The sequence below is a fragment of the Streptomyces sp. NPDC039465 genome, assembly GCF_055639315.1.
The window spans coordinates 890,230-908,473 of the sequence record NZ_JBVKAP010000001.1; the positions used below are offsets into that span (position 1 = coordinate 890,230).

Annotated in this window: 15 protein-coding genes and 2 tRNA genes; 5 read left to right on the forward strand and 12 right to left on the reverse strand. The window is 69.6% G+C overall.

All coding sequences use genetic code 11. The features are described from left to right. Positions 1 to 2: 2 nt before the first annotated feature. Both folC and ACZ7LT_RS04115 read right to left on the reverse strand, forming a co-directional pair. Entirely contained in the window at positions 3 to 1,514 is a 1,512-nt protein-coding gene (gene folC, locus ACZ7LT_RS04110; RefSeq protein ID WP_471233901.1) for a bifunctional tetrahydrofolate synthase/dihydrofolate synthase, read from the reverse strand. Positions 1,515 to 1,747: 233 nt separating this feature from the next. Next, on the reverse strand, positions 1,748 to 4,369 hold the full coding sequence (locus tag ACZ7LT_RS04115; RefSeq protein ID WP_471233905.1) for a valine--tRNA ligase: 2,622 nt from the start codon (positions 4,367 to 4,369) through the stop codon (positions 1,748 to 1,750). A 136-nt stretch (positions 4,370 to 4,505) separates the two neighbouring features. On the opposite strand from ACZ7LT_RS04115, the gene ACZ7LT_RS04120 reads away from it, so the two are divergent. Beyond that, entirely contained in the window at positions 4,506 to 5,456 is a 951-nt protein-coding gene (locus ACZ7LT_RS04120; RefSeq protein WP_471233909.1) for a hypothetical protein, read from the forward strand. A 74-nt stretch (positions 5,457 to 5,530) separates the two neighbouring features. Here ACZ7LT_RS04120 and clpX read toward each other — a convergent pair whose 3' ends face one another. From clpX to ACZ7LT_RS04145, 5 genes are all read right to left on the reverse strand, one after another. Continuing rightward, positions 5,531 to 6,814: an ATP-dependent Clp protease ATP-binding subunit ClpX gene (clpX, locus tag ACZ7LT_RS04125; RefSeq protein ID WP_471233914.1), complete on the reverse strand. Its 1,284-nt coding sequence runs from the start codon at positions 6,812 to 6,814 to the stop codon at positions 5,531 to 5,533. A 159-nt stretch (positions 6,815 to 6,973) separates the two neighbouring features. Then, the gene (locus tag ACZ7LT_RS04130; protein ID WP_471233919.1) at positions 6,974 to 7,630 is read right to left on the reverse strand and encodes an ATP-dependent Clp protease proteolytic subunit; all 657 of its coding nucleotides are present in this window, start codon (positions 7,628 to 7,630) and stop codon (positions 6,974 to 6,976) included. 55 nt (positions 7,631 to 7,685) lie between these two features. Continuing rightward, complete coding sequence (locus tag ACZ7LT_RS04135; RefSeq protein WP_471234784.1) at positions 7,686 to 8,291, reverse strand: ATP-dependent Clp protease proteolytic subunit; 606 nt, start codon at positions 8,289 to 8,291, stop codon at positions 7,686 to 7,688. A 324-nt stretch (positions 8,292 to 8,615) separates the two neighbouring features. Next, the gene (tig, locus tag ACZ7LT_RS04140; RefSeq protein WP_471233924.1) at positions 8,616 to 10,007 is read right to left on the reverse strand and encodes a trigger factor; all 1,392 of its coding nucleotides are present in this window, start codon (positions 10,005 to 10,007) and stop codon (positions 8,616 to 8,618) included. A 167-nt stretch (positions 10,008 to 10,174) separates the two neighbouring features. Further along, a tRNA-Pro gene (locus ACZ7LT_RS04145) sits at positions 10,175 to 10,251 on the reverse strand. A 130-nt stretch (positions 10,252 to 10,381) separates the two neighbouring features. Between ACZ7LT_RS04145 and ACZ7LT_RS04150 the strand changes: the two genes are divergently transcribed. Then, positions 10,382 to 10,455, forward strand: a tRNA-Gly gene (locus ACZ7LT_RS04150). Positions 10,456 to 10,533: 78 nt separating this feature from the next. Here ACZ7LT_RS04150 and ACZ7LT_RS04155 read toward each other — a convergent pair. From ACZ7LT_RS04155 to ACZ7LT_RS04165, 3 genes are all read right to left on the reverse strand, one after another. Continuing rightward, positions 10,534 to 10,728 carry a hypothetical protein gene (locus ACZ7LT_RS04155; protein WP_028797525.1) on the reverse strand — a complete coding sequence of 65 codons (195 nt, stop codon included), beginning with the start codon at positions 10,726 to 10,728 and terminating at the stop codon, positions 10,534 to 10,536. A 155-nt stretch (positions 10,729 to 10,883) separates the two neighbouring features. Beyond that, positions 10,884 to 11,333 (reverse strand): HD domain-containing protein, encoded by a 450-nt coding sequence (locus ACZ7LT_RS04160; protein ID WP_471233929.1) that lies wholly within the window; start codon positions 11,331 to 11,333, stop codon positions 10,884 to 10,886. A gap of 37 nt (positions 11,334 to 11,370) precedes the next feature. Next, entirely contained in the window at positions 11,371 to 12,516 is a 1,146-nt protein-coding gene (locus ACZ7LT_RS04165; protein ID WP_471233933.1) for a PP2C family protein-serine/threonine phosphatase, read from the reverse strand. 107 nt (positions 12,517 to 12,623) lie between these two features. Between ACZ7LT_RS04165 and ACZ7LT_RS04170 the strand changes: the two genes are divergently transcribed. Then, positions 12,624 to 13,853: a GNAT family N-acetyltransferase gene (locus ACZ7LT_RS04170; RefSeq protein ID WP_471233937.1), complete on the forward strand. Its 1,230-nt coding sequence runs from the start codon at positions 12,624 to 12,626 to the stop codon at positions 13,851 to 13,853. A 19-nt stretch (positions 13,854 to 13,872) separates the two neighbouring features. On the opposite strand, the gene ACZ7LT_RS04175 is transcribed toward ACZ7LT_RS04170, so the two are convergent. Both ACZ7LT_RS04175 and ACZ7LT_RS04180 read right to left on the reverse strand, forming a co-directional pair. Then, positions 13,873 to 14,682, reverse strand: coding sequence for an Fpg/Nei family DNA glycosylase (locus ACZ7LT_RS04175; protein WP_471233941.1), 810 nt, complete (start codon positions 14,680 to 14,682; stop codon positions 13,873 to 13,875). Next, entirely contained in the window at positions 14,682 to 15,173 is a 492-nt protein-coding gene (locus ACZ7LT_RS04180) for a ribose-5-phosphate isomerase (protein WP_019886299.1), read from the reverse strand. Before ACZ7LT_RS04180 ends, ACZ7LT_RS04175 begins: the two co-directional genes overlap by 1 nt. 171 nt (positions 15,174 to 15,344) lie before the next feature. Between ACZ7LT_RS04180 and ACZ7LT_RS04185 the strand changes: the two genes are divergently transcribed. Further along, positions 15,345 to 16,814 carry an amino acid permease gene (locus ACZ7LT_RS04185; RefSeq protein ID WP_471233945.1) on the forward strand — a complete coding sequence of 490 codons (1,470 nt, stop codon included), beginning with the start codon at positions 15,345 to 15,347 and terminating at the stop codon, positions 16,812 to 16,814. 100 nt (positions 16,815 to 16,914) lie between these two features. Continuing rightward, complete coding sequence (locus ACZ7LT_RS04190; RefSeq protein ID WP_471233948.1) at positions 16,915 to 18,240, forward strand: FAD-binding oxidoreductase; 1,326 nt, start codon at positions 16,915 to 16,917, stop codon at positions 18,238 to 18,240. Positions 18,241 to 18,244: the final 4 nt, after the last annotated feature.

An 18,244-nucleotide genomic window follows, 5' to 3' on the forward strand; every position in this document is an offset into this window, starting at 1 on the left:
GGTCAGCGCCTTCCCAGCAGCAGCCGGGCCTCGCCGACCGTGATCACGGAACCGGTCACGAGCACACCCGCGCCCGCGTACTCGTTCTCCTCCTCGGCGAGCGTGATCGCCGCCTCCAGAGCGTCGTCGAGCCGCGGCTCGACGACCACGCGCTCGTCGCCGAAGACCTCGACCGCCACGGCGGCCAGCTCGTCGACATCCATCGCCCGTTGGCTGGAGTTCGCCGTGACGACGACCTCCGCGAAGATCGGCTCGAACGCCTCCAGCAGGCCCCGGACGTCCTTGTCGCCGCTCGTGCCGACCACACCAATAAGCCGGGAGAACCCGAAGGACTCGGTGACCCCGTCGGCCGTCGCCCGCGCGCCGGCGGGGTTGTGCGCGGCGTCAAGAACGACCGTGGGGCTGCGCCGCACGACCTCCAGACGCCCCGGCGAGACGACCGAGGCGAACGCCTTGCGGACCGTGTCCATGTCGAGCGTGCGGGCCGCCTGCGCGCCGACCCCGAAGAACGCCTCCACCGCGGCGAGCGCCACCGCGGCGTTGTGCGCCTGGTGGGCCCCGTACAGCGGCAGGAAGATCTCCTCGTACTCACCGCCGAGCCCGCGCAGCGTCACCAGCTGGCCGCCGACGGCGACCTCGCGGGCGACGACACCGAACTCCATGCCCTCACGGGCGACCGTGGCGTCGACCTCGACGGCCTTCTTCAGCATCACCTGCGCGGCGTCGACCGGCTGCTGGGCCAGGATGACCGTCGCGCCCTGCTTGATGATCCCGGCCTTCTCGGTCGCGATCTCGGCGTGCGTGCCACCGAGCCGGTCCGTGTGGTCCAGATCGATCGGGGTGACCACGGCGACCGAGCCGTCGATCACGTTCGTCGCGTCCCAGCTGCCGCCCATGCCGACCTCGACGACGGCGACGTCGACCGGCGCGTCCGCGAACGCGGCGTACGCCATGCCGGTGAGGACCTCGAAGAAGGAGAGCCGGAACTCCTGGGCGGCGTCGACCATCTCGACGTACGCCTTGATGTCCTGATACGTCTCGATGAACCGCTCGGCGCTGATCGGGGCGCCGTCCAGGCTGATCCGCTCGGTGATCGACTGCACGTGCGGCGAGGTGTACCGCCCGGTCCGCAGGTCGAAGGCGGAGAGCAGGGCCTCGATCATCCGGGCCGTGGACGTCTTGCCGTTCGTCCCCGTGATGTGGATCGAGGGATACGCCCGCTGCGGCTCGCCGAGGACGTCCATCAGGGCCTCGATCCGGGAGACCGACGGCTCCAGCTTGGTCTCGCCCCAGCGGGTCGCGAGCTCGGTCTCGACCTCGCGCAGCGCCTTGTCCACCTCCGGATCGGCGGGCCGGGCGGGCACGGGGTCACTCTGGGGCGCGCCGGCCTGGGCACGCAGGGTGCGGCTGCCGGCCTCGATCACCGCCAGGTCGGGGTCGCGGGTCGTCTCCGCTTCCACGATGTCGTCGAAGTCGTCGTCGAAGCTGTCACTGGCCGAGGGCTGCTCACTCACAGGCCCCAGTCTACGGAGCACCACCGACAGAGCCGGGAGAGGCCTCGCCCGGACCTTTCGGCCCGCCCGGTTCGGGACCTTCGGCCCGCCTGGTGCGGGCGCGTCGGGCCGGGGTCGCCGCTTGGGCATGGTCTCCATCGTCCAAGGTCTTGGGGCCCGAAAGGGGAAGGGCCCCGGAACCGGTCGGTCGGTTCCAGGGCCCTTCCCTCACTACGGTCGCACAGGCGACCGCGCTATGCCTGCGGCAGCCGCTCCAGCTGCGCCTGGATGCGGGCGATGTCTTCCTCGGCCTTGCCGAGCCGCGTCCGGATCTTGTCGACGACCTGGTCCGGCGCCTTGGCGAGGAACGCCTCGTTGCCGAGCTTGCCCTCGGCCTGGGCCTTCTCCTTCTCGGCGGCGGCGAGGTCCTTGGCGAGGCGCTTGCGCTCGGCGGCGACGTCGATGGTGCCGGACAGGTCGAGCGCGACCTCCGCGCCGGCGACGGGCAGCGAGGCGGTGGCGTTGAAGCCCTCGCCCTCCGGCTGGAGCCGCAGCAGCTGCCGGATGGCGGCCTCGTGCGGCGCCAGGGCGGTGCCGTCGAGCGTGAGCCGGGCAGGCACCTTCTGGCCGGGCTGGAGCCCCTGGTCGGAACGGAACCGGCGGACCTCGGTGACGACCTGCTGGACGAGCTCGATCTCGCGCTCGGCGGCGTCGTCGCGGAAGCCGGAGTCGGTCGGCCAGTCCGCGATGACGACGGACTCCTTGCCGGTGAGGGTGGTCCAGAGCGTCTCGGTGACGAACGGGACGATCGGGTGAAGCAGGCGCAGCATGACGTCCAGGACCTCGCCGAGGACCCGGCCGGAGACCTTGGCCTGCTCGCCGCCCGCGAAGAACGTGGTCTTCGACAGCTCGACGTACCAGTCGAAGACCTCGTCCCACGCGAAGTGGTAGAGGGCGTCGGCGAGCTTCGCGAACTGGTAGTCGTCGTAGTACCCGTCGACCTCGGCGACCGTCTTGTTGAGACGGGAGAGGATCCAGCGGTCCGTCGCGGACATCTGCGAAGGGTCGGGCAGCGGGCCCTCGACCGTCGCGCCGTTCATCAGCGCGAAACGGGTCGCGTTCCAGATCTTGTTGGCGAAGTTACGGGACGCCTTGACCCAGTCCTCGCCGATCGGGACGTCGACGCCCGGGTTGGCACCGTTGGCCAGGGTGAAGCGGACGGCGTCGGATCCGTACTCGTCCATCCAGTCCAGCGGGTTGACCGCGTTGCCGAAGGACTTCGACATCTTCTTGCCGAACTGGTCGCGGACCATGCCGTGCAGGGCGATGGTGTGGAACGGCGGGGTGCCGTCCATCGCGTACAGGCCGAACATCATCATCCGGGCGACCCAGAAGAAGAGGATGTCGTAGCCGGTGACCAGGACGGAGTTCGGGTAGAACTTCGCGAGGCTCTCGGTCTGCTCGGGCCAGCCGAGGGTGGAGAAGGGCCACAGGCCGGACGAGAACCAGGTGTCCAGGACATCGGTGTCCTGATGCCAGCCCTCGCCGCTCGGCGCCTCCTCGTCCGGTCCGACGCAGACGATCTCGCCGTTCGGGCCGTACCAGACCGGAATGCGGTGACCCCACCACAGCTGGCGCGAGATGCACCAGTCGTGCAGGTTGTCCACCCACTCGAAGTACCGCTTCTCCATCTCCTGCGGATGGATCTTGACCTTGCCGTCGCGGACCGCGTCACCGGCGGCCTTGGCGAGCGGGCCGACCTTGACCCACCACTGCATCGACAGACGCGGCTCGATGGTGGTCTTGCAGCGCGAGCAGTGCCCGACGGAGTGGGTGTACGGGCGCTTCTCGGCGACGATACGGCCGTCGGCGCGCAGCGCGGCGACGATGGCGGAGCGGGCCTCAAGGCGGTCCAGGCCCTGGAAGGGGCCGTGTGCCGTGATGATGGCGTGCTCGTCCATGACCGCGATGTTCGGCAGGTTGTGACGCTGGCCGATCTCGAAGTCGTTCGGGTCGTGGGCGGGGGTGACCTTGACGGCACCCGTGCCGAACTCGGGGTCGACGTGCTCGTCGGCGACGACCGGGATGCGGCGGCCGGTGAGCGGCAACTCGATCTCGGTGCCGACGAGGTGCTTGTAGCGCTCGTCGTCCGGGTGGACGGCGACGCCGGTGTCACCGAGCATCGTCTCGGCGCGGGTCGTGGCGACGACGATCTCCGCGTCCCCGGAGCCGTACCGGATGGAGACGAGCTCACCCTCGTCGTCCTGGTACTCGACCTCGATGTCCGAGATGGCGGTGAGGCAGCGCGGGCACCAGTTGATGATGCGCTCGGCGCGGTAGATCAGCTCGTCGTCGTAGAGCCGCTTGAAGATCGTCTGGACGGCCTGGGAGAGGCCCTCGTCCATGGTGAAGCGCTCACGCGACCAGGCGACACCGTCGCCCAGGCGCTTCATCTGGCCGGAGATCTGCCCACCGGACTCCGACTTCCACTGCCAGACGCGCTCGACGAACGCCTCCCGGCCGAGGTCGTGGCGGGACTTGCCCTCCTTGGCCAGCTCACGCTCGACGACGTTCTGCGTGGCGATACCGGCGTGGTCCATGCCCGGCTGCCACAGCGTCTCGTAGCCCTGCATCCGCTTACGCCGGGTGAGGGCGTCGATCAGCGTGTGCTCGAAGGCGTGCCCCAGGTGGAGCGAGCCCGTGACGTTCGGCGGCGGGATGACGATGGTGTACGCGGGCTTCTCGCTCTTCGCGTCCGCCTCGAAGTAACCGCGCTCTACCCAGCGCTCGTACAGCTTCCCCTCTACTTCGGCCGGCGCGTACTGGGTCGGCAGTTCGGGGTTGGCTGCTGGCTGCTGCTGAGTGTTCTCGGTCACGGGCTCAGTTTAGGGGTGTCACGGGGTCGTACTGAAACGGGAATGTTCCGTAACGGTGTGACCCCCACCGCGCTGCCCGGACACCTGTTCCGCCAGGATGTTGGGAACACATAAGTATCTGGAGGGGAACTCCTCGATGAGCTACAACCAGCCGGGCCCGTACGGCGGTCAGCCCCAGCAGCCCGGACCGTACGGTCAGCCGGGCCCTTACGGCCAGCAGCCGCAGGCGCCCCAGCCCGGCTACGGCTACCCGCAGCAGGCCCCGGCCGGAGTGCCGCCGCAGCAGCCCTACGGCTACCCGCAGCAGCAGCCCCCGCAGCCCCAGTACGGCCAGCAGCCGCCATACGGCGCCCCGGGCGCGTACCCGCCGCCTCCGCCGGCTGGGGGCGGTAACGGTAAGAAGGTGGGCATCATCATCGGCGCGGTCGCGGTCGTGGCGGCGCTCGGTGTCGGCGCGTACCTGGTGTTCGGCGGTGGCGGCAACAGCGCGGTCGCGGACGACACCAAGGGCTACAAGGTGACCCCGGCCGCGTCGGTCGGCGAGTACAAGATCGGGAAGCGTGGCCCCCAGCCGGTCACCATGAACGACAAGCAGAAGGAGAACGCGGCCGCCATGGGGGTCACGAACCCTCAGATGGTCGAGGCCTCCTACAACGCCGGGGACCCCTCCGACCCGATGAAGGCCAAGAGCATGAACCTCAACGGCACATGGGGTGAGATCGCCGACCCGGAGAAGGCCATCGACGCCGGCTTCGCGAACTACTCGAAGAAGGGGAACAAGGCGATCGACGAGGACGGCATGAAGTTCGAGCCCGTCGGGTCCCCCGAGGAGAAGACCCCCGCCGGCTTCGACGGGGCGCTGATGAAGTGCCAGTACCTCAAGTTCTCGAACCCGGCCGGTGACGGCTCCGTCGAGAAGGGGCCGAAGGAGTTCCAGATCCCCTCGTGCATCTGGGCCGACTACAGCACCTTCGGCGTGGTCACCGTCATGGACACCGCCGGCGCCATGATTGGCCGCGGCCCGACGCTCGACCAGGTCGCCGAGCTGACCGCCCAGCAGTACAAGGCGTCGCGCTCCAAGGTCTGATCCCCGGACGCAACGACGAGGGGCGCCCGGCCAGTTGGAGGAACTGGCCGGGCGCCCCTGTCTGTGTCGTGCTGCTACGCCGACTTCTCGTGGCGGCCGTCGTTCTTCACGATCCGCGGCACCAGCGTCGGGTTCACGTTGTTGTGGACCACGTCCGCCGTGATCACCACGCGGGCCACGTCCTTGCGGGACGGCACCTCGTACATCACCGACATCAGGACCTCTTCCATGATGGCCCGCAGGCCACGCGCGCCCGTGCCGCGCAGGATCGCCTGGTCGGCGATGGCCTCCAGGGCCGGGCGGTCGAAGTCCAGTTCCACGCCGTCGAGTTCGAAGAGGCGCTGGTACTGCTTCACCAGCGCGTTGCGGGGCTCCACCAGGATCTGGAGCAGCGCCTCGCGGTCCAGGTTGTGGACCGAGGTCAGCACCGGGAGGCGGCCGATGAACTCGGGGATCATCCCGAACTTCACCAGGTCCTCCGGCATGACCTCCTGGAACTGGTCGCTCGCCTCGATCTCGCGCTTGGAGCGGATCGTGGCGCCGAAGCCGATGCCCTTCGCTCCCGCGCGCGCCTCGATGATCTTCTCCAGGCCGGCGAAGGCGCCGCCCACGATGAAGAGCACGTTGGTCGTGTCGATCTGGATGAATTCCTGGTGGGGGTGCTTGCGGCCGCCCTGCGGCGGCACGGAGGCGGTGGTGCCCTCCAGGATCTTCAGCAGAGCCTGCTGCACGCCCTCGCCGCTGACATCGCGGGTGATCGAAGGATTTTCGCTCTTACGGGCGACCTTGTCGATCTCGTCGATGTAGATGATCCCCGTCTCGGCCTTCTTGACGTCGTAGTCGGCCGCCTGGATCAGCTTGAGCAGGATGTTCTCGACGTCCTCGCCGACATAGCCGGCCTCCGTCAGCGCGGTCGCGTCCGCGATGGCGAACGGGACGTTGAGCATCCGGGCCAGGGTCTGCGCGAGGAGCGTCTTGCCGGAGCCGGTGGGGCCCAGCAGCAGGATGTTGGACTTGGCGAGTTCGATCGCGTCGTCCCGGCCCTGCGCGCCGCCGTTCTCGCCGGCCTGGACGCGCTTGTAGTGGTTGTACACCGCGACCGAGAGGGCCTTCTTCGCGGGCTCCTGCCCGACGACGTAGCCCTCAAGGAACTCGTAGATCTCGCGCGGCTTGGGAAGTTCTTCCCACCGCACCTCGGAGGTCTCGGCGAGCTCCTCCTCGATGATCTCGTTGCAGAGGTCGATGCACTCGTCGCAGATGTACACACCGGGGCCTGCGATGAGCTTCTTCACCTGCTTCTGGCTCTTTCCGCAGAACGAGCACTTGAGCAGGTCGCCGCCATCACCGATGCGTGCCACGAGGTGCTTCCCCTTCGCCTGGGAGCGGCTTGGTTCAGCCGACTCCTGGTGCCTCATATCCGACGGTACCTTGCCGGGCCCCCCGTTCGGGCCCCCCTTGGCGCGGTTCACTGCGACGTGGACCGCGCCAAGGGCGCCGGGAGCGTGCCCGGAACCCGGTCAGACGGACGCCGACACGTTCTTCCGGGTGGAGACGATCTGGTCGATCAGGCCGTAGGCCAGCGCGTCCTCGGCCGTGAGGATCTTGTCGCGCTCGATGTCGTCGCGGATCTTCTCGATCGGGGTGGACGAGTGCTTGGCCAGCATCTCCTCCAGCTGCGTACGCATCCGGAGGATCTCGTTGGCCGCGATCTCCAGGTCGGAGAGCTGCTCACGGCCGGTGCCACCGGACGGCTGGTGGATCAGCACGCGCGCGTTGGGCAGGGCCATCCGCTTGCCGGGCGTACCGGCGGCGAGCAGCACGGCCGCGGCGGAGGCCGCCTGGCCCATGCAGACCGTCTGGATGTCCGGCTTCACGAACTGCATGGTGTCGTAGATCGCCGTCAGCGCGGTGAAGGAGCCACCGGGGCTGTTGATGTAGATCGAGATGTCGCGGTCCGGGTCCATCGACTCCAGGCACAGCAGCTGCGCCATGACGTCGTTGGCGGAGGCGTCGTCGATCTGCACGCCGAGGAAGATCACGCGCTCTTCGAAGAGCTTCGCGTACGGGTCGTACTCACGCACGCCCTGGGACGTGCGCTCGACGAAGCGCGGAACGACGTACCGGTTGTCCAGCTGCGGGCCGGTGTAGAGGCCGCTCGCGGAGAAGTTGCTCATTGGGTGTTCACCATCCAGGTGCGGTCGGCGGGGCTTGGGCTCGGTGCGGTACGGCTCAGGCGCCGGTGCCGCCGCCGCCCGGGACGTTCGATGCGGCGGAGATGATCTCGTCGATGAGGCCGTAGTCCTTGGCCTCGTCCGCGGTGAACCAGCGGTCGCGGTCGCCGTCGCGGATGATCGCCTCGACGGTCTGGCCGGAGTGGAGCGCGGTGATCTCCGCCATGCGCTTCTTCGTACGGAGAAGGTACTCGGCCTGGATCTTGATGTCGGAGGCCGTACCGCCGATGCCGGCGGAGCCCTGGTGCATCAGGATGTCGGTGTTCGGCAGCGCGAAGCGCTTGCCGGCGGTGCCGCCGGTCAGCAGGAACTGGCCCATCGAGGCCGCCATGCCCATGCCGATGGTGACGACGTCGTTCGGGATGTACTGCATGGTGTCGTAGATGGCCATGCCGGCCGTCACGGAACCACCGGGGCTGTTGATGTAGAGGTAGATGTCCTTGTCCGGGTCTGCGGCCAGGAGGAGCATCTGCGCCGTGATCTTGTTGGCGATCTCGTCGTCGACCTGCTGGCCGAGGAAGATGATGCGCTCGCCGAGCAGCCGGTTGTAGACATGGTCGCCGAGGCCACCACCGATGGACGGCTCACCCGCGGCGTAAGGCATCAGATTCGTCACGTATCCACCTGCTCGTCTCTGACGGCTCCGGCCGTCTCAGCGTCACTCGTACTGGGGGCGGGGACTCCCCTGCCCTCGTATTCATGGACCCTAACGCGCAGGTAGGACAACGCCATCCCGGTTCCCGAACTGTTCGCTGGGAGCGCAAGGTAGTTGGGGGCGCCCGGGGTCCCGGGTGGGGTTCCGCCGCGGCGCCGCCGGGCCGCACGGGGGGTCCGTACGGGCCCGTGCGGGCCTCCGGGGGACGGGCGCGGGCCCGGGCGCACCTGCGTGCGTCCGGGCCCGTGGAAGGGTCGTACGAGGCTACGAGGCTCAGGCCTCGGGCTTGTCCTCGGCCGGGGCGTCACCCTCGACGGCGGCCTCGACCGCGTCGGCGGCGGTCTCGGTCTCGTCCTCGTCGTCCAGCTCGACCGGCTCACCGTTGGTGTCGACGACCTTGGCGGCCTCGACGACGACCGCGAGGGCCTTGCCGCGGGCGACCTCGCCGACCAGCATCGGGACCTGGTTGCCCTCGACGACGGCCTGGGCGAACTGGTCGGGGCTCATGCCGGAGGAGGCCGCACGCCGCATGAGGTGCTCGGTGAGCTCCTCCTGGTTGACGTTGAGCTTCTCCTTGTTGACCAGCTCGTCGAGGATGAACTGGGTCTTGATGCCCTTGACCGCCTGCTCCTTGGTCTCGGCCTCGAACTCCTCGAGCGTCTTGCCCTGGATCTCCAGGTACTTCTCGAGGGTCAGACCCATCTGACCGAGCTGGTGGTGCTCCAGGTTGTGCTTGCGGGTGTTGACCTCGTCCTCGAGGAGCTTCTCGGGGATCGGCACCTCGGCCAGCTTCAGCAGCTCGTCGAGGACGCGCTCCTGGGCCTGGGTGGCCTGGTCGAACTGCTTCATGTTCTCGAGGCGCTTGCGGCTGTCGGCCTTGAGCTCGTCGAGGGTGTCGAACTCCGACGCCATCTGGGCGAACTCGTCGTCGAGCTCGGGGAGCTCACGGGCGGCGACGGCGGTGACCTTGACGGTGACCTCGGCGTCCTTGCCCTCGGCGGAGCCGCCCTTCAGCTGCGAGGTGAAGGTGGCCTCGCCGCCGGCCTCCAGGCCGGTGACGGCCTCGTCGATGCCGTCGAGGAGCTCGCCGGAGCCGATGGTGTACTGCACGCCGGTGGCGACACCGTCGGGGAGGACCTCGCCGTCGACCTTGGCCTCGAGGTCGATCGTCACGACGTCGCCCTCGGCGGCGGCGCGCTCGACCGGGTTGGTGGAGGCGAAGCGCTCACGGAGCTGCTCGACGGACTTCTCGACGTCCTCGTCGGTGACCTCTACGGCGTCGACGGTGACCTCGATGCCGGAGTAGTCCGGGATCTCGATGGTGGGGCGGATGTCGACCTCGGCGGTGAAGGCCAGCAGCTCGCCGTCCTTCAGCTCGGTGATGTCGACCTCGGGCTGACCCAGCGGGTTGACCTCGGCCTCGTTGACGGCCTCGGTGTAGAGCTTCGGAAGCGCGTCGTTGACGGCCTCCTCCAGCACCGCACCACGGCCGAACCGCTGGTCGATCACGCGCGCGGGGATCTTGCCCTTGCGGAAGCCCTTGACCGTGACCTGCTGGTTGATCTTCTTGTACGCCGCGTCGAGGCTGTCCTTGAGCTCCTCGAAGGGCACCTCGACAGTGAGCCGAACCCGAGTCGGGTTCAGGGTCTCCACGGCGCTCTTCACGGTTCGGTCTCCTTGGTGGCTGATTCTTGGATTCTGCCGGGGCCCGTAGGTGCGGGCGGTCCGGCCGATCGGCCCGGTCAGAGAGACACACGGGCACGCAGCTTGCATAGTAGCCGCAAGCGGGATGAGCCCCACAATGTGATCTTGGTTGCGCTCGATGATCTTGCTGGTCGGGGTGGCGGGATTTGAACCCACGGCCTTCCGCTCCCAAAGCGGACGCGCTACCAAGCTGCGCCACACCCCGTCGGTGCGACACGTAGGGTACATGCCCGCGGACAGTGCGACGCCCCTTCGTAAAGGGTGTGCGGCGAACGCCCTGGACCCGCTACGATGCTGTCCGTGCCGCAGCCCTCGTGACCTGCGGCGCGGCGTATGCGGGCGTAGCTCAATGGTAGAGCCCTAGTCTTCCAAACTAGCTACGCGGGTTCGATTCCCGTCGCCCGCTCCATGTGTCTCAGGCCCGGTCCGCTTCGGCGGACCGGGCCTGAGGCGTTTCTCGCGCCGCTCCCGCAGGAATGCGCTCCCGCTAGAACTTGATGGAATTGATCGTCTGGGCTATCGAGTTCAGGAAGCGCTGGATGTCGTCGGCCATGCCCGTGGAGGCCAGGAAGAAGCCGAAGAGGGCGGCGACGACGGCGGGTCCTGCCTTCAGCGAGCCACCGCGGATCAACACCACGAGGACGATCGCCAAAAGAAGCACCACAGACAGTGAAAGGACCACAGCTGATCACACCCTCGGTCGGTCCGCCTTGCCGGCCTGGGAGCGCACGCCACAGCACACCCCCGCTGTCACCATCGTGCCATCAACCCCCCTGTGGGCGCTGCCGGCTGACGCATCGTTCATGTATGAATCCGGCCACGCGAGACGTGCAGGACTCAGTCGCCGGTGAGGCCGAGCAGGGCTCTCGTCCGCGCATATTTGGCCTTCAGGCGCTCGCGGGTCTCCTCGTCGAGGAGGGCGAGGCGGGCCGGGTCCGCGTTGTGGGCGAGGTCGGCCTCCTTCACCAGGAGGGCGCCGGGGACGGCCAGGACGCGGGCCGTGTACGACTCCAGGTTCTCCCCCGGGCGCTTGCTCAGCGCCAGGACCATGTCCTTGACCGACTGGGGCAGCTCCGCCTCGGCCAGCCACTCCCGGGAGAGGGCGTCGTCCTCGATCGCGTCGTGCAGCCAGGCCGCCGCGATCTGGTCCTCGCTGCCGCCCCGGTCCCGTACCCCCTGGGCGACCGCCTGGATGTGCTCGGTGTACGGGCGGCCCGATTTGTCGGTCTGGCCGGCGTGGGCCTCGCGGGCGACGGCCTCCACCTGGGCAAGTGTGAGCTGGGGCATGCCGGTCAGCGTAGCGCCGGGCGGGCGCGGCGGCCGGTCAGGCCTCGCGGGAGATCAGCAGGAGCGCCCGGTCGTCGTTGACGTCCTTGGCGCAGGCCTCGATCAGGTGCCAGGCCGCGCCCTCGAAGCCCGAGGTGACGTAGCGGTCGGCCTCGCCGGTCAGCCGGTCGATGCCTTCCGCGATGTCGCGGTCGGCGGCTTCGACCAGGCCGTCGGTGAAGAGCATGAGGACGTCGCCGGAGCGCAGGGTGCCCTTGACGGGGTGGAACTCCGCGCCGTCGTAGACGCCGAGGAGAGGGCCGTCGGCGGCCTTCTCCTCCCAGCGGCCGGTGCCCGCGTGCAGCTGGAGGGCGGGGAGGTGGCCCGCCGAGAGGAGTTCGTAGTCCCCGGAGTCCAGGTCCAGGACGAGGTGGATGGAGGTGGCGAAGCCCTCGTCCCAGTCCTGGCGGAGCAGGTAGCCGTTGGCGGCGGGCAGGAAGCCGTGGGGCGGGAGCGAGCCGAGGAGGCCGCCGAAGGCGCCGGACAGGAGCAGGGCGCGGGAGCCCGCGTCCATGCCCTTGCCGGAGACGTCGGTGAGGATGACCTCCAGCGTGCGGCCGCCGTTCGTCCGCGCCGCGACGACGAAGTCGCCGGAGAAGGACTGGCCGCCGGCCGGGCGCAGCGCCATCTCGCGGTGCCAGCCCTTGGGCAGGCGGGGCAGCGCGGACTGGACCCGGATCCGTTCGCGCAGGTCGAAGAGCATGGTGCCGCCGCGCCGCCAGGGCACGCCGACGCGGGCCCGGAACTGCGCGATGAGCAGGCCGAAGAGTCCGCAGGCGGCGACCACGAGGACCGTGCCGGGGGTGACGGTGGCGGGGCCCTGGGTGTACGGGCCGAGGACGAGCGATTCGACGATGAGGGCGGCGGCCGCGGCGGCGTACAGGCCGAGCAGGCTCGCGGGGCGCAGCAGCAGTCCGCCGGCGACGATCGGCAGGACGAGCGCGGCGGGCGAGCACCACACGGGGTTGGTGATCGTGCCGACGGCGATGGCGGGAACGGTGATCAGGAGGCCCACGAGGGCGAGCCAGTCGGAGCCGTCGCCGCGGAAGTAGTCGACGGCGGATTTGCGCAGCGCGATACGGGCCCGGTGCGTCGTCTTCCGCAACCGGGCCGTGTACGAGTCCACTCCTGCGCGACGGGCCATTGGCCTGGACCCTATCCACCCGTCCGGCCCCCGCGCAGGGGGACCCCCGTGACATTGCGTTCGAAATCGGGTCGCGAGGGGCTGTCGGTGCCTGGTACGGATGGCATATGACGACAGAACTCCGGGTGCTGCGCCCCGCTGAATGGGCTCAATGGTTCGAGCAGCTTGAACTGGCCTTCGGTGGGCTCCCGGAGAACCCGCAGCGGCGCGAGGTGTGGGAGGCGATCACCGAGCACGAGCGGTCGATCGGCCTGTGGGACGGGGAGCGGTGCGTCGGTACGGCCGGTGCCTTCTCGTTCCGGCTGTGTGTGCCGGGCGGTGCGCTGGTGCCGGCGGCCGGGGTGACGATGGTGAGCGTGGCGGCGACGCACCGCCGCCGTTCCCTGCTCACCTCGATGATGCGGCGTCAGCTGGACGACGTACGTAACTGGGGCGAGTCGATCGCCGTGTTGACGGCGTCCGAGCCGGAGATCTACGGCCGGTACGGCTACGGCCTCGCCACCCAGCAGCTGCGGGCCGAGATCGACACGACGCGGGTGCGGCTGGCGGTCCCGCCGGGCACGGACAGTGTCGTGGTGCGGCAGGTCGCGCCGCAGGAGGCGCTGGCGACGATCGAGGGGCTCTACGCGCGGCTGGTGCCGACGCGGCCCGGGATGCTGGAGCGGCGGCCCGAGTGGGAGCGGCTGACCGTCATCGATCCGCCGGAGGAGCGGGAGGGCGGCTCGCCGCTCCAGTGCGTCCTGGCCGAACGGGACGGCGAGGCGGTCGGTTACGCGCTCTACACGATCAAGCCGGCTTGGGACGACGCCGGGCCCAAGGGCACGGTGGCGGTGCGCGATCTTGGCGCGCTGGACCCGGCGGCGGACGGGGCGCTGTGGCGGTTCCTGTGCGGGATCGACCTGACGACGACGGTCCAGGTCGGCAACCGGCCGGTGGACGACGCCTGGCAGCACATGGTCTCCGACATCCGCCGCTGCAGGCCCAAACTCAGGGACGGCCTCTATGTGCGGCTGGTGAATGTGGGCGCGGCGCTGGAGGCGCGTACGTACCAGGCGCCGGTGGATGTGGTCCTGGAGGTCGAGGACGCCTTCTGTCCGTGGAACGCGGGGCGCTGGCGGCTGACGGGGGACGCCAAGGGCGCGGTGTGCGTACGGACGGACGAGGCGGCGGATCTGGCGCTGACCGTGCGGGAGCTGGGCGCGGCGTATCTGGGCGGGGTGTCGCTTGCCGCGCTGGCGGCGGCGGGGCAGGTGCGGGAGCTGCGGGCGGGGGCGCTCGGCGGGGCGGCGGTGGCGTTCGGGTCGCCGGTCGCGCCGTGGCTGCCGCACGGCTTCTAGGGCCGCGGGTGCCCGGGCTTCAGCGGCGCTGACAGCCCGGGCACCAGAAGAGGTTGCGGGCGGCGAGATCGGCGGTGCGGATCTCGCCGCCACAGATGTGGCAGGGCATGTGGGCCCTGCGGTAGACGTAGACCTCGCCGCCGTGGTCGTCGACGCGCGGCGGGCGGCCCATCGCCTCCGGGGTGTGTTCGGGGCGGACGGTGTCGATGCGGTTGTTGACGACGCCTTCCCGCATGAGCGCGACCAGGTCGTGCCAGATCGCCGTCCACTCGCGCGCGGTGAGGTCCTTGCCGGAGCGGTACGGGTCGATGCCGTGCCGGAAGAGCACCTCGGCGCGGTAGACGTTGCCGACGCCCGCGATGATCTTCTGGTCCATCAGCAGCGCGGCGATGGTGGTGCGGCTGCGGGAGACGCGGCGCCACGCCTTGTCCGGGTCGTCGCCGTCGCGCAGCGGATCGGGCCCGAGGCGCTCGTGTATCGCCTGCTTCTCGGGCTCGCTGATGAGGGCACACGTGGTGGGGCCGCGCAGGTCGACGTAGGCCTCGGGGTCGGCCAGGCGCAGCCGGACGGTGTCCGTGGGCGGCGGCGCCGGGGCGTCGCCGAAGTTCACCTTGCCGAAGAGCCCGAGGTGGATGTGGACCCACTCCTCCTCGCCGAAGCCGAGGAAGAGGTGCTTGCCGTGGGCGTCGGTGCGCTCCAGGGCGGTGCCGTCCAGCAGGGCCGCGCCGTCGGCGAACTTGCCCTGCGGGCTGGTGACCCGCACGGGCCGGCCGCCGAACCGGTCACGGTAGTCGGCGGCCAGCCGGTGGATGGTGTGCCCTTCGGGCATCAGGCGTCGTGCTGGGGGTGGTGCGCCGGGATCGGGGGGAGCTCGCCGGTGGTCTCGTACGCCGAGAGCATCTCGATGCGGCGGGTGTGACGCTCCTCACCCGAGTAGGGGGTGCTCAGGAAGATCTCCACGAACTTGGTGGACTCCTCCAGGGAGTGCATCCGGCCGCCGATGGCGACGACGTTGGCGTTGTTGTGCTCGCGGCCGAGGGCGGCGGTCTGCTCGCTCCAGGCCAGGGCGGCACGGACGCCCTTCACCTTGTTCGCTGCGATCTGCTCGCCGTTGCCGGAGCCGCCGATCACGATGCCGAGGCTGTCCGGGTCCGCGGCCGTCTTCTCGGCGGCGCGCAGGCAGAACGGCGGGTAGTCGTCCTGGGCGTCGTAGATGTGGGGACCACAGTCGACGGGCTCGTGGCCATGAGCCTTCAGCCACTCGACGAGGTGGTTCTTCAGTTCGTAGCCGGCATGGTCGGAGCCGAGGTACACGCGCATGGGTCCGAGTGTGGCACGGCGGCGCCGGGGTAGCGGTCACCGGGTCGGGCGCCCAGCGCTCCCCCCGGCGATCTACAACGATCCGGATTCGGGACTTCCGACATGTCCGGGTCTCGTGCTTGCATGCACGGGCTCGTCACCCGAGCGGTTTCCACACGTAAGGATTCGTCCATGACCATGCAGTCGACCCTGCAGAAGGAAGGCGGAAAGCCCGGCGAACCCGGTACTCCGCAGTCCTCCGACGGTCTCAAGGCCGGGCTCAAGAACCGCCACCTGTCCATGATCGCCATCGGTGGCGTGATCGGCGCCGGACTCTTCGTCGGCTCCTCCGGCGGTATCGCCAAGGCCGGTCCGGCCATCCTGGTGTCGTACCTGCTCGTCGGCGCGATGGTCGTCTTCGTGATGCGCATGCTCGGCGAGATGGCCGCCGCGAGCCCGAACTCGGGCTCCTTCTCGGCCTACGCCGACCGTGCGCTCGGCCGCTGGGCCGGTTTCTCCATCGGCTGGCTGTACTGGTTCTTCTGGGTCGTCGTCCTCGCGGTCGAGGCGACCGCAGGCGCGGTGATCCTGGAGAGCTGGGTCCCGGCCGTCCCGCAGTGGGCCTGGGCGCTGATCGTGATGGTCGTGCTCACCGTGACCAACCTCGCCTCGGTGTCGTCGTACGGCGAGTTCGAGTTCTGGTTCGCCGGTATCAAGGTCGTCGCCATCGGCGGCTTCGTGATCATCGGTCTGCTGGCCGTCTTCGGGATCCTGCCCGGCTCCGACAACCCGGGCGCAGGCTTCGCCCACCTCACCGACACCGGCGGCTTCCTGCCGAACGGCGCGGGGGCCATCCTCACGGGTGTGCTGATGGTGGTCTTCTCCTTCATGGGCAGCGAGATCGTCACGCTGGCCGCCGGTGAGTCCGAGGACCCGCGGCGCGCGGTCACCAAGGCGACCAACAGCGTGATCTGGCGGATCGGCGTCTTCTACCTGGGCTCGATCTTCGTCGTCCTGACGCTGCTGCCGTGGAACGACAAGTCGATCGTGGAGAAGGGCTCGTACGTCGCGGCGCTGGACTCCATCGGCATCGCGCACGCCGGCCAGATCATGAACGTGATCGTGCTGACGGCCGTGCTCTCCTGCCTGAACTCCGGCCTCTACACGGCCTCGCGCATGGCGTTCTCGCTCGGTGAGCGCGGCGACGCGCCGAAGGCGTTCGCCAAGGTCAACGCCAAGGGCGTGCCGACGGCCGCGATCTGGGGCTCGGTGGCCTTCGGCTTCGTCGCCGTGTACTTCAACTACGCGTTCAAGGACACGGTCTTCAACTTCCTCCTCAACTCCTCCGGCGCGATCGCGCTCTTCGTGTGGCTGGTGATCTGCTTCACCCAGCTGCGGATGCGCGGGATCCTGCTCCGCGAGGCGCCGGAGAAGCTGACGGTGAAGATGTGGCTCTTCCCGTATCTGACCTGGGCCACCGCCGCCATGATCATCTTCGTGATCGGCTACATGTTCTTCGACGACGCCAACCGTCAGGTCGTACTGCTGTCGACGCTGGTCGCGGCGATCGTCGTAGGCATCGGCTTCGCGCTGGGCAACCGCCGCGAGGCAGCGGCCGAAAGCGCCGTCGAGGTCACAGCCGACGCGTCCGTCGACGCCTGATCCCACCCCGGGCAGGCCCGGGAAATACTTGACGGCGGATGTCAGGTATCCGCGAAAGGCTCTCCGTACACCGACTTCCGAGTGGACGGAGAGCCTTTCCATGTCTGTCGCGCCCCTTGCCGCTCCGCACGTCCTGCTGCCGGGCGACCCCGGTCACGACGAGGAGCTGGCCGGTTTCCAGACGGGCTTCGCGCTGCGCCCCCGGCTGATCGTCGCGGCCACCTCGGCCGACGACGTCCGGGCCGCCGTCACCTATGCGGCGGAGGCCGGGCTGCCGGTCGGCGCCCAGGCCACCGGGCACGGGCTGCCCGGCGCCTCAGAAGGCGGGGTGCTGATCAGTACGCGCCGGATGGACGGCGTACGGATCGACCCGGAGCGGCGGACCGTACGGGTCGAGGCGGGCGTGCGCTGGGGGCAGGTCGTGGCGGCGGCCGCGCCGTACGGCCTGGCGCCGCTCAACGGCTCGGCGCCGAGCGTGGGCGCCGTCTCGTACACCCTGGGCGGCGGGCTCGGCATCCTGGGACGGGAGTTCGGCTGGACCGCCGACCATGTGCGGATGATCGAGGTCGTCACGGGCGACGGTGAGCTGCGCCGGGTGACGCGGGAGAGCGACCCGGAGCTGTACTGGGCGCTGCTCGGCGGCGGCCATGGGCTGGGAGTGGTCACGGCCCTGGAGATGGATCTGGTGCCGGTCGCGCGGATCTACGGCGGGGCGCTCTCCTTCGACGGCCGTCAGGTGGACCCGGCGGCGGTCGTACGGGCGTGGCGGGAGTGGACGCGGACCGTGCCGTCCACGGTGACGTCGACGTTCACCGCGCTGGTCTACCCGGACATCCCGGCGCTGCCCGAGCAGATGAGGGGCCGTTATGTGGTCTCGGTGAAGCTGGCCTTCACCGGGGACGCGGCCGAGGGCGAGCGGCTGGTGGCGCCGCTGCGGGCGGTCGGGCCCGCGCTGTCGGACTCGCTGCGGGAGATGCCGTACACCGAGAGCCACACCGTCCACAGCGACCCGGACTTCCCACACGCCTACTGGGGCGACGGCATCACGGTGAGCGAGCTGAACGTGGACGCGGCCGGCGAACTGCTGGAGCTCACGGGCCCGGGGGCCGGCCGGATGGTCGTGCTGCAGATCAGCCACCTCGGCGGGGCGCTCGCGAAGGAGGCGCCGAACGCCGTGCCGCACCGCGACGCGCGCTTCCTGGTGCGCGCCCTGTACCCGCTCGGTGAGGACGGTCTCGCGCCGGTCAAGGAGCTGCACGCGCGCGTGGCAGCGGCCGTCGGGCCGTGGGCGACGGGCCGGGCGCTGAACTTCGTCTTCGGTGACGGGGAGCGTACGGAGGGGCTGTTCGGCGCCGAAACGCGCGAGAGGCTCGCCCGGGTCAAGGAGACCTATGACCCGGCGAACCTCTTCCGGCGCCTCTTCTGAGCCC

Excerpts from the sequence above, each read along its gene's own strand:
- ACZ7LT_RS04185 (WP_471233945.1), top strand. The coding sequence starts at position 15,345 with ATGACCATGCAGTCGACCCTGCAGAAGGAAGGCGGAAAGCCCGGCGAA.
- ACZ7LT_RS04175 (WP_471233941.1), bottom strand. The coding sequence starts at position 14,682 with ATGCCCGAAGGGCACACCATCCACCGGCTGGCCGCCGACTACCGTGAC.
- ACZ7LT_RS04120 (WP_471233909.1), top strand. The coding sequence starts at position 4,506 with ATGAGCTACAACCAGCCGGGCCCGTACGGCGGTCAGCCCCAGCAGCCC.
- ACZ7LT_RS04165 (WP_471233933.1), bottom strand. The coding sequence starts at position 12,516 with ATGGCCCGTCGCGCAGGAGTGGACTCGTACACGGCCCGGTTGCGGAAG.
- ACZ7LT_RS04180 (WP_019886299.1), bottom strand. The coding sequence starts at position 15,173 with ATGCGCGTGTACCTCGGCTCCGACCATGCCGGCTACGAACTGAAGAAC.
- ACZ7LT_RS04160 (WP_471233929.1), bottom strand. The coding sequence starts at position 11,333 with ATGCCCCAGCTCACACTTGCCCAGGTGGAGGCCGTCGCCCGCGAGGCC.
- ACZ7LT_RS04170 (WP_471233937.1), top strand. The coding sequence starts at position 12,624 with ATGACGACAGAACTCCGGGTGCTGCGCCCCGCTGAATGGGCTCAATGG.
- ACZ7LT_RS04130 (WP_471233919.1), bottom strand. The coding sequence starts at position 7,630 with ATGAGCAACTTCTCCGCGAGCGGCCTCTACACCGGCCCGCAGCTGGAC.
- ACZ7LT_RS04135 (WP_471234784.1), bottom strand. The coding sequence starts at position 8,291 with ATGCCTTACGCCGCGGGTGAGCCGTCCATCGGTGGTGGCCTCGGCGAC.
- ACZ7LT_RS04190 (WP_471233948.1), top strand. The coding sequence starts at position 16,915 with ATGTCTGTCGCGCCCCTTGCCGCTCCGCACGTCCTGCTGCCGGGCGAC.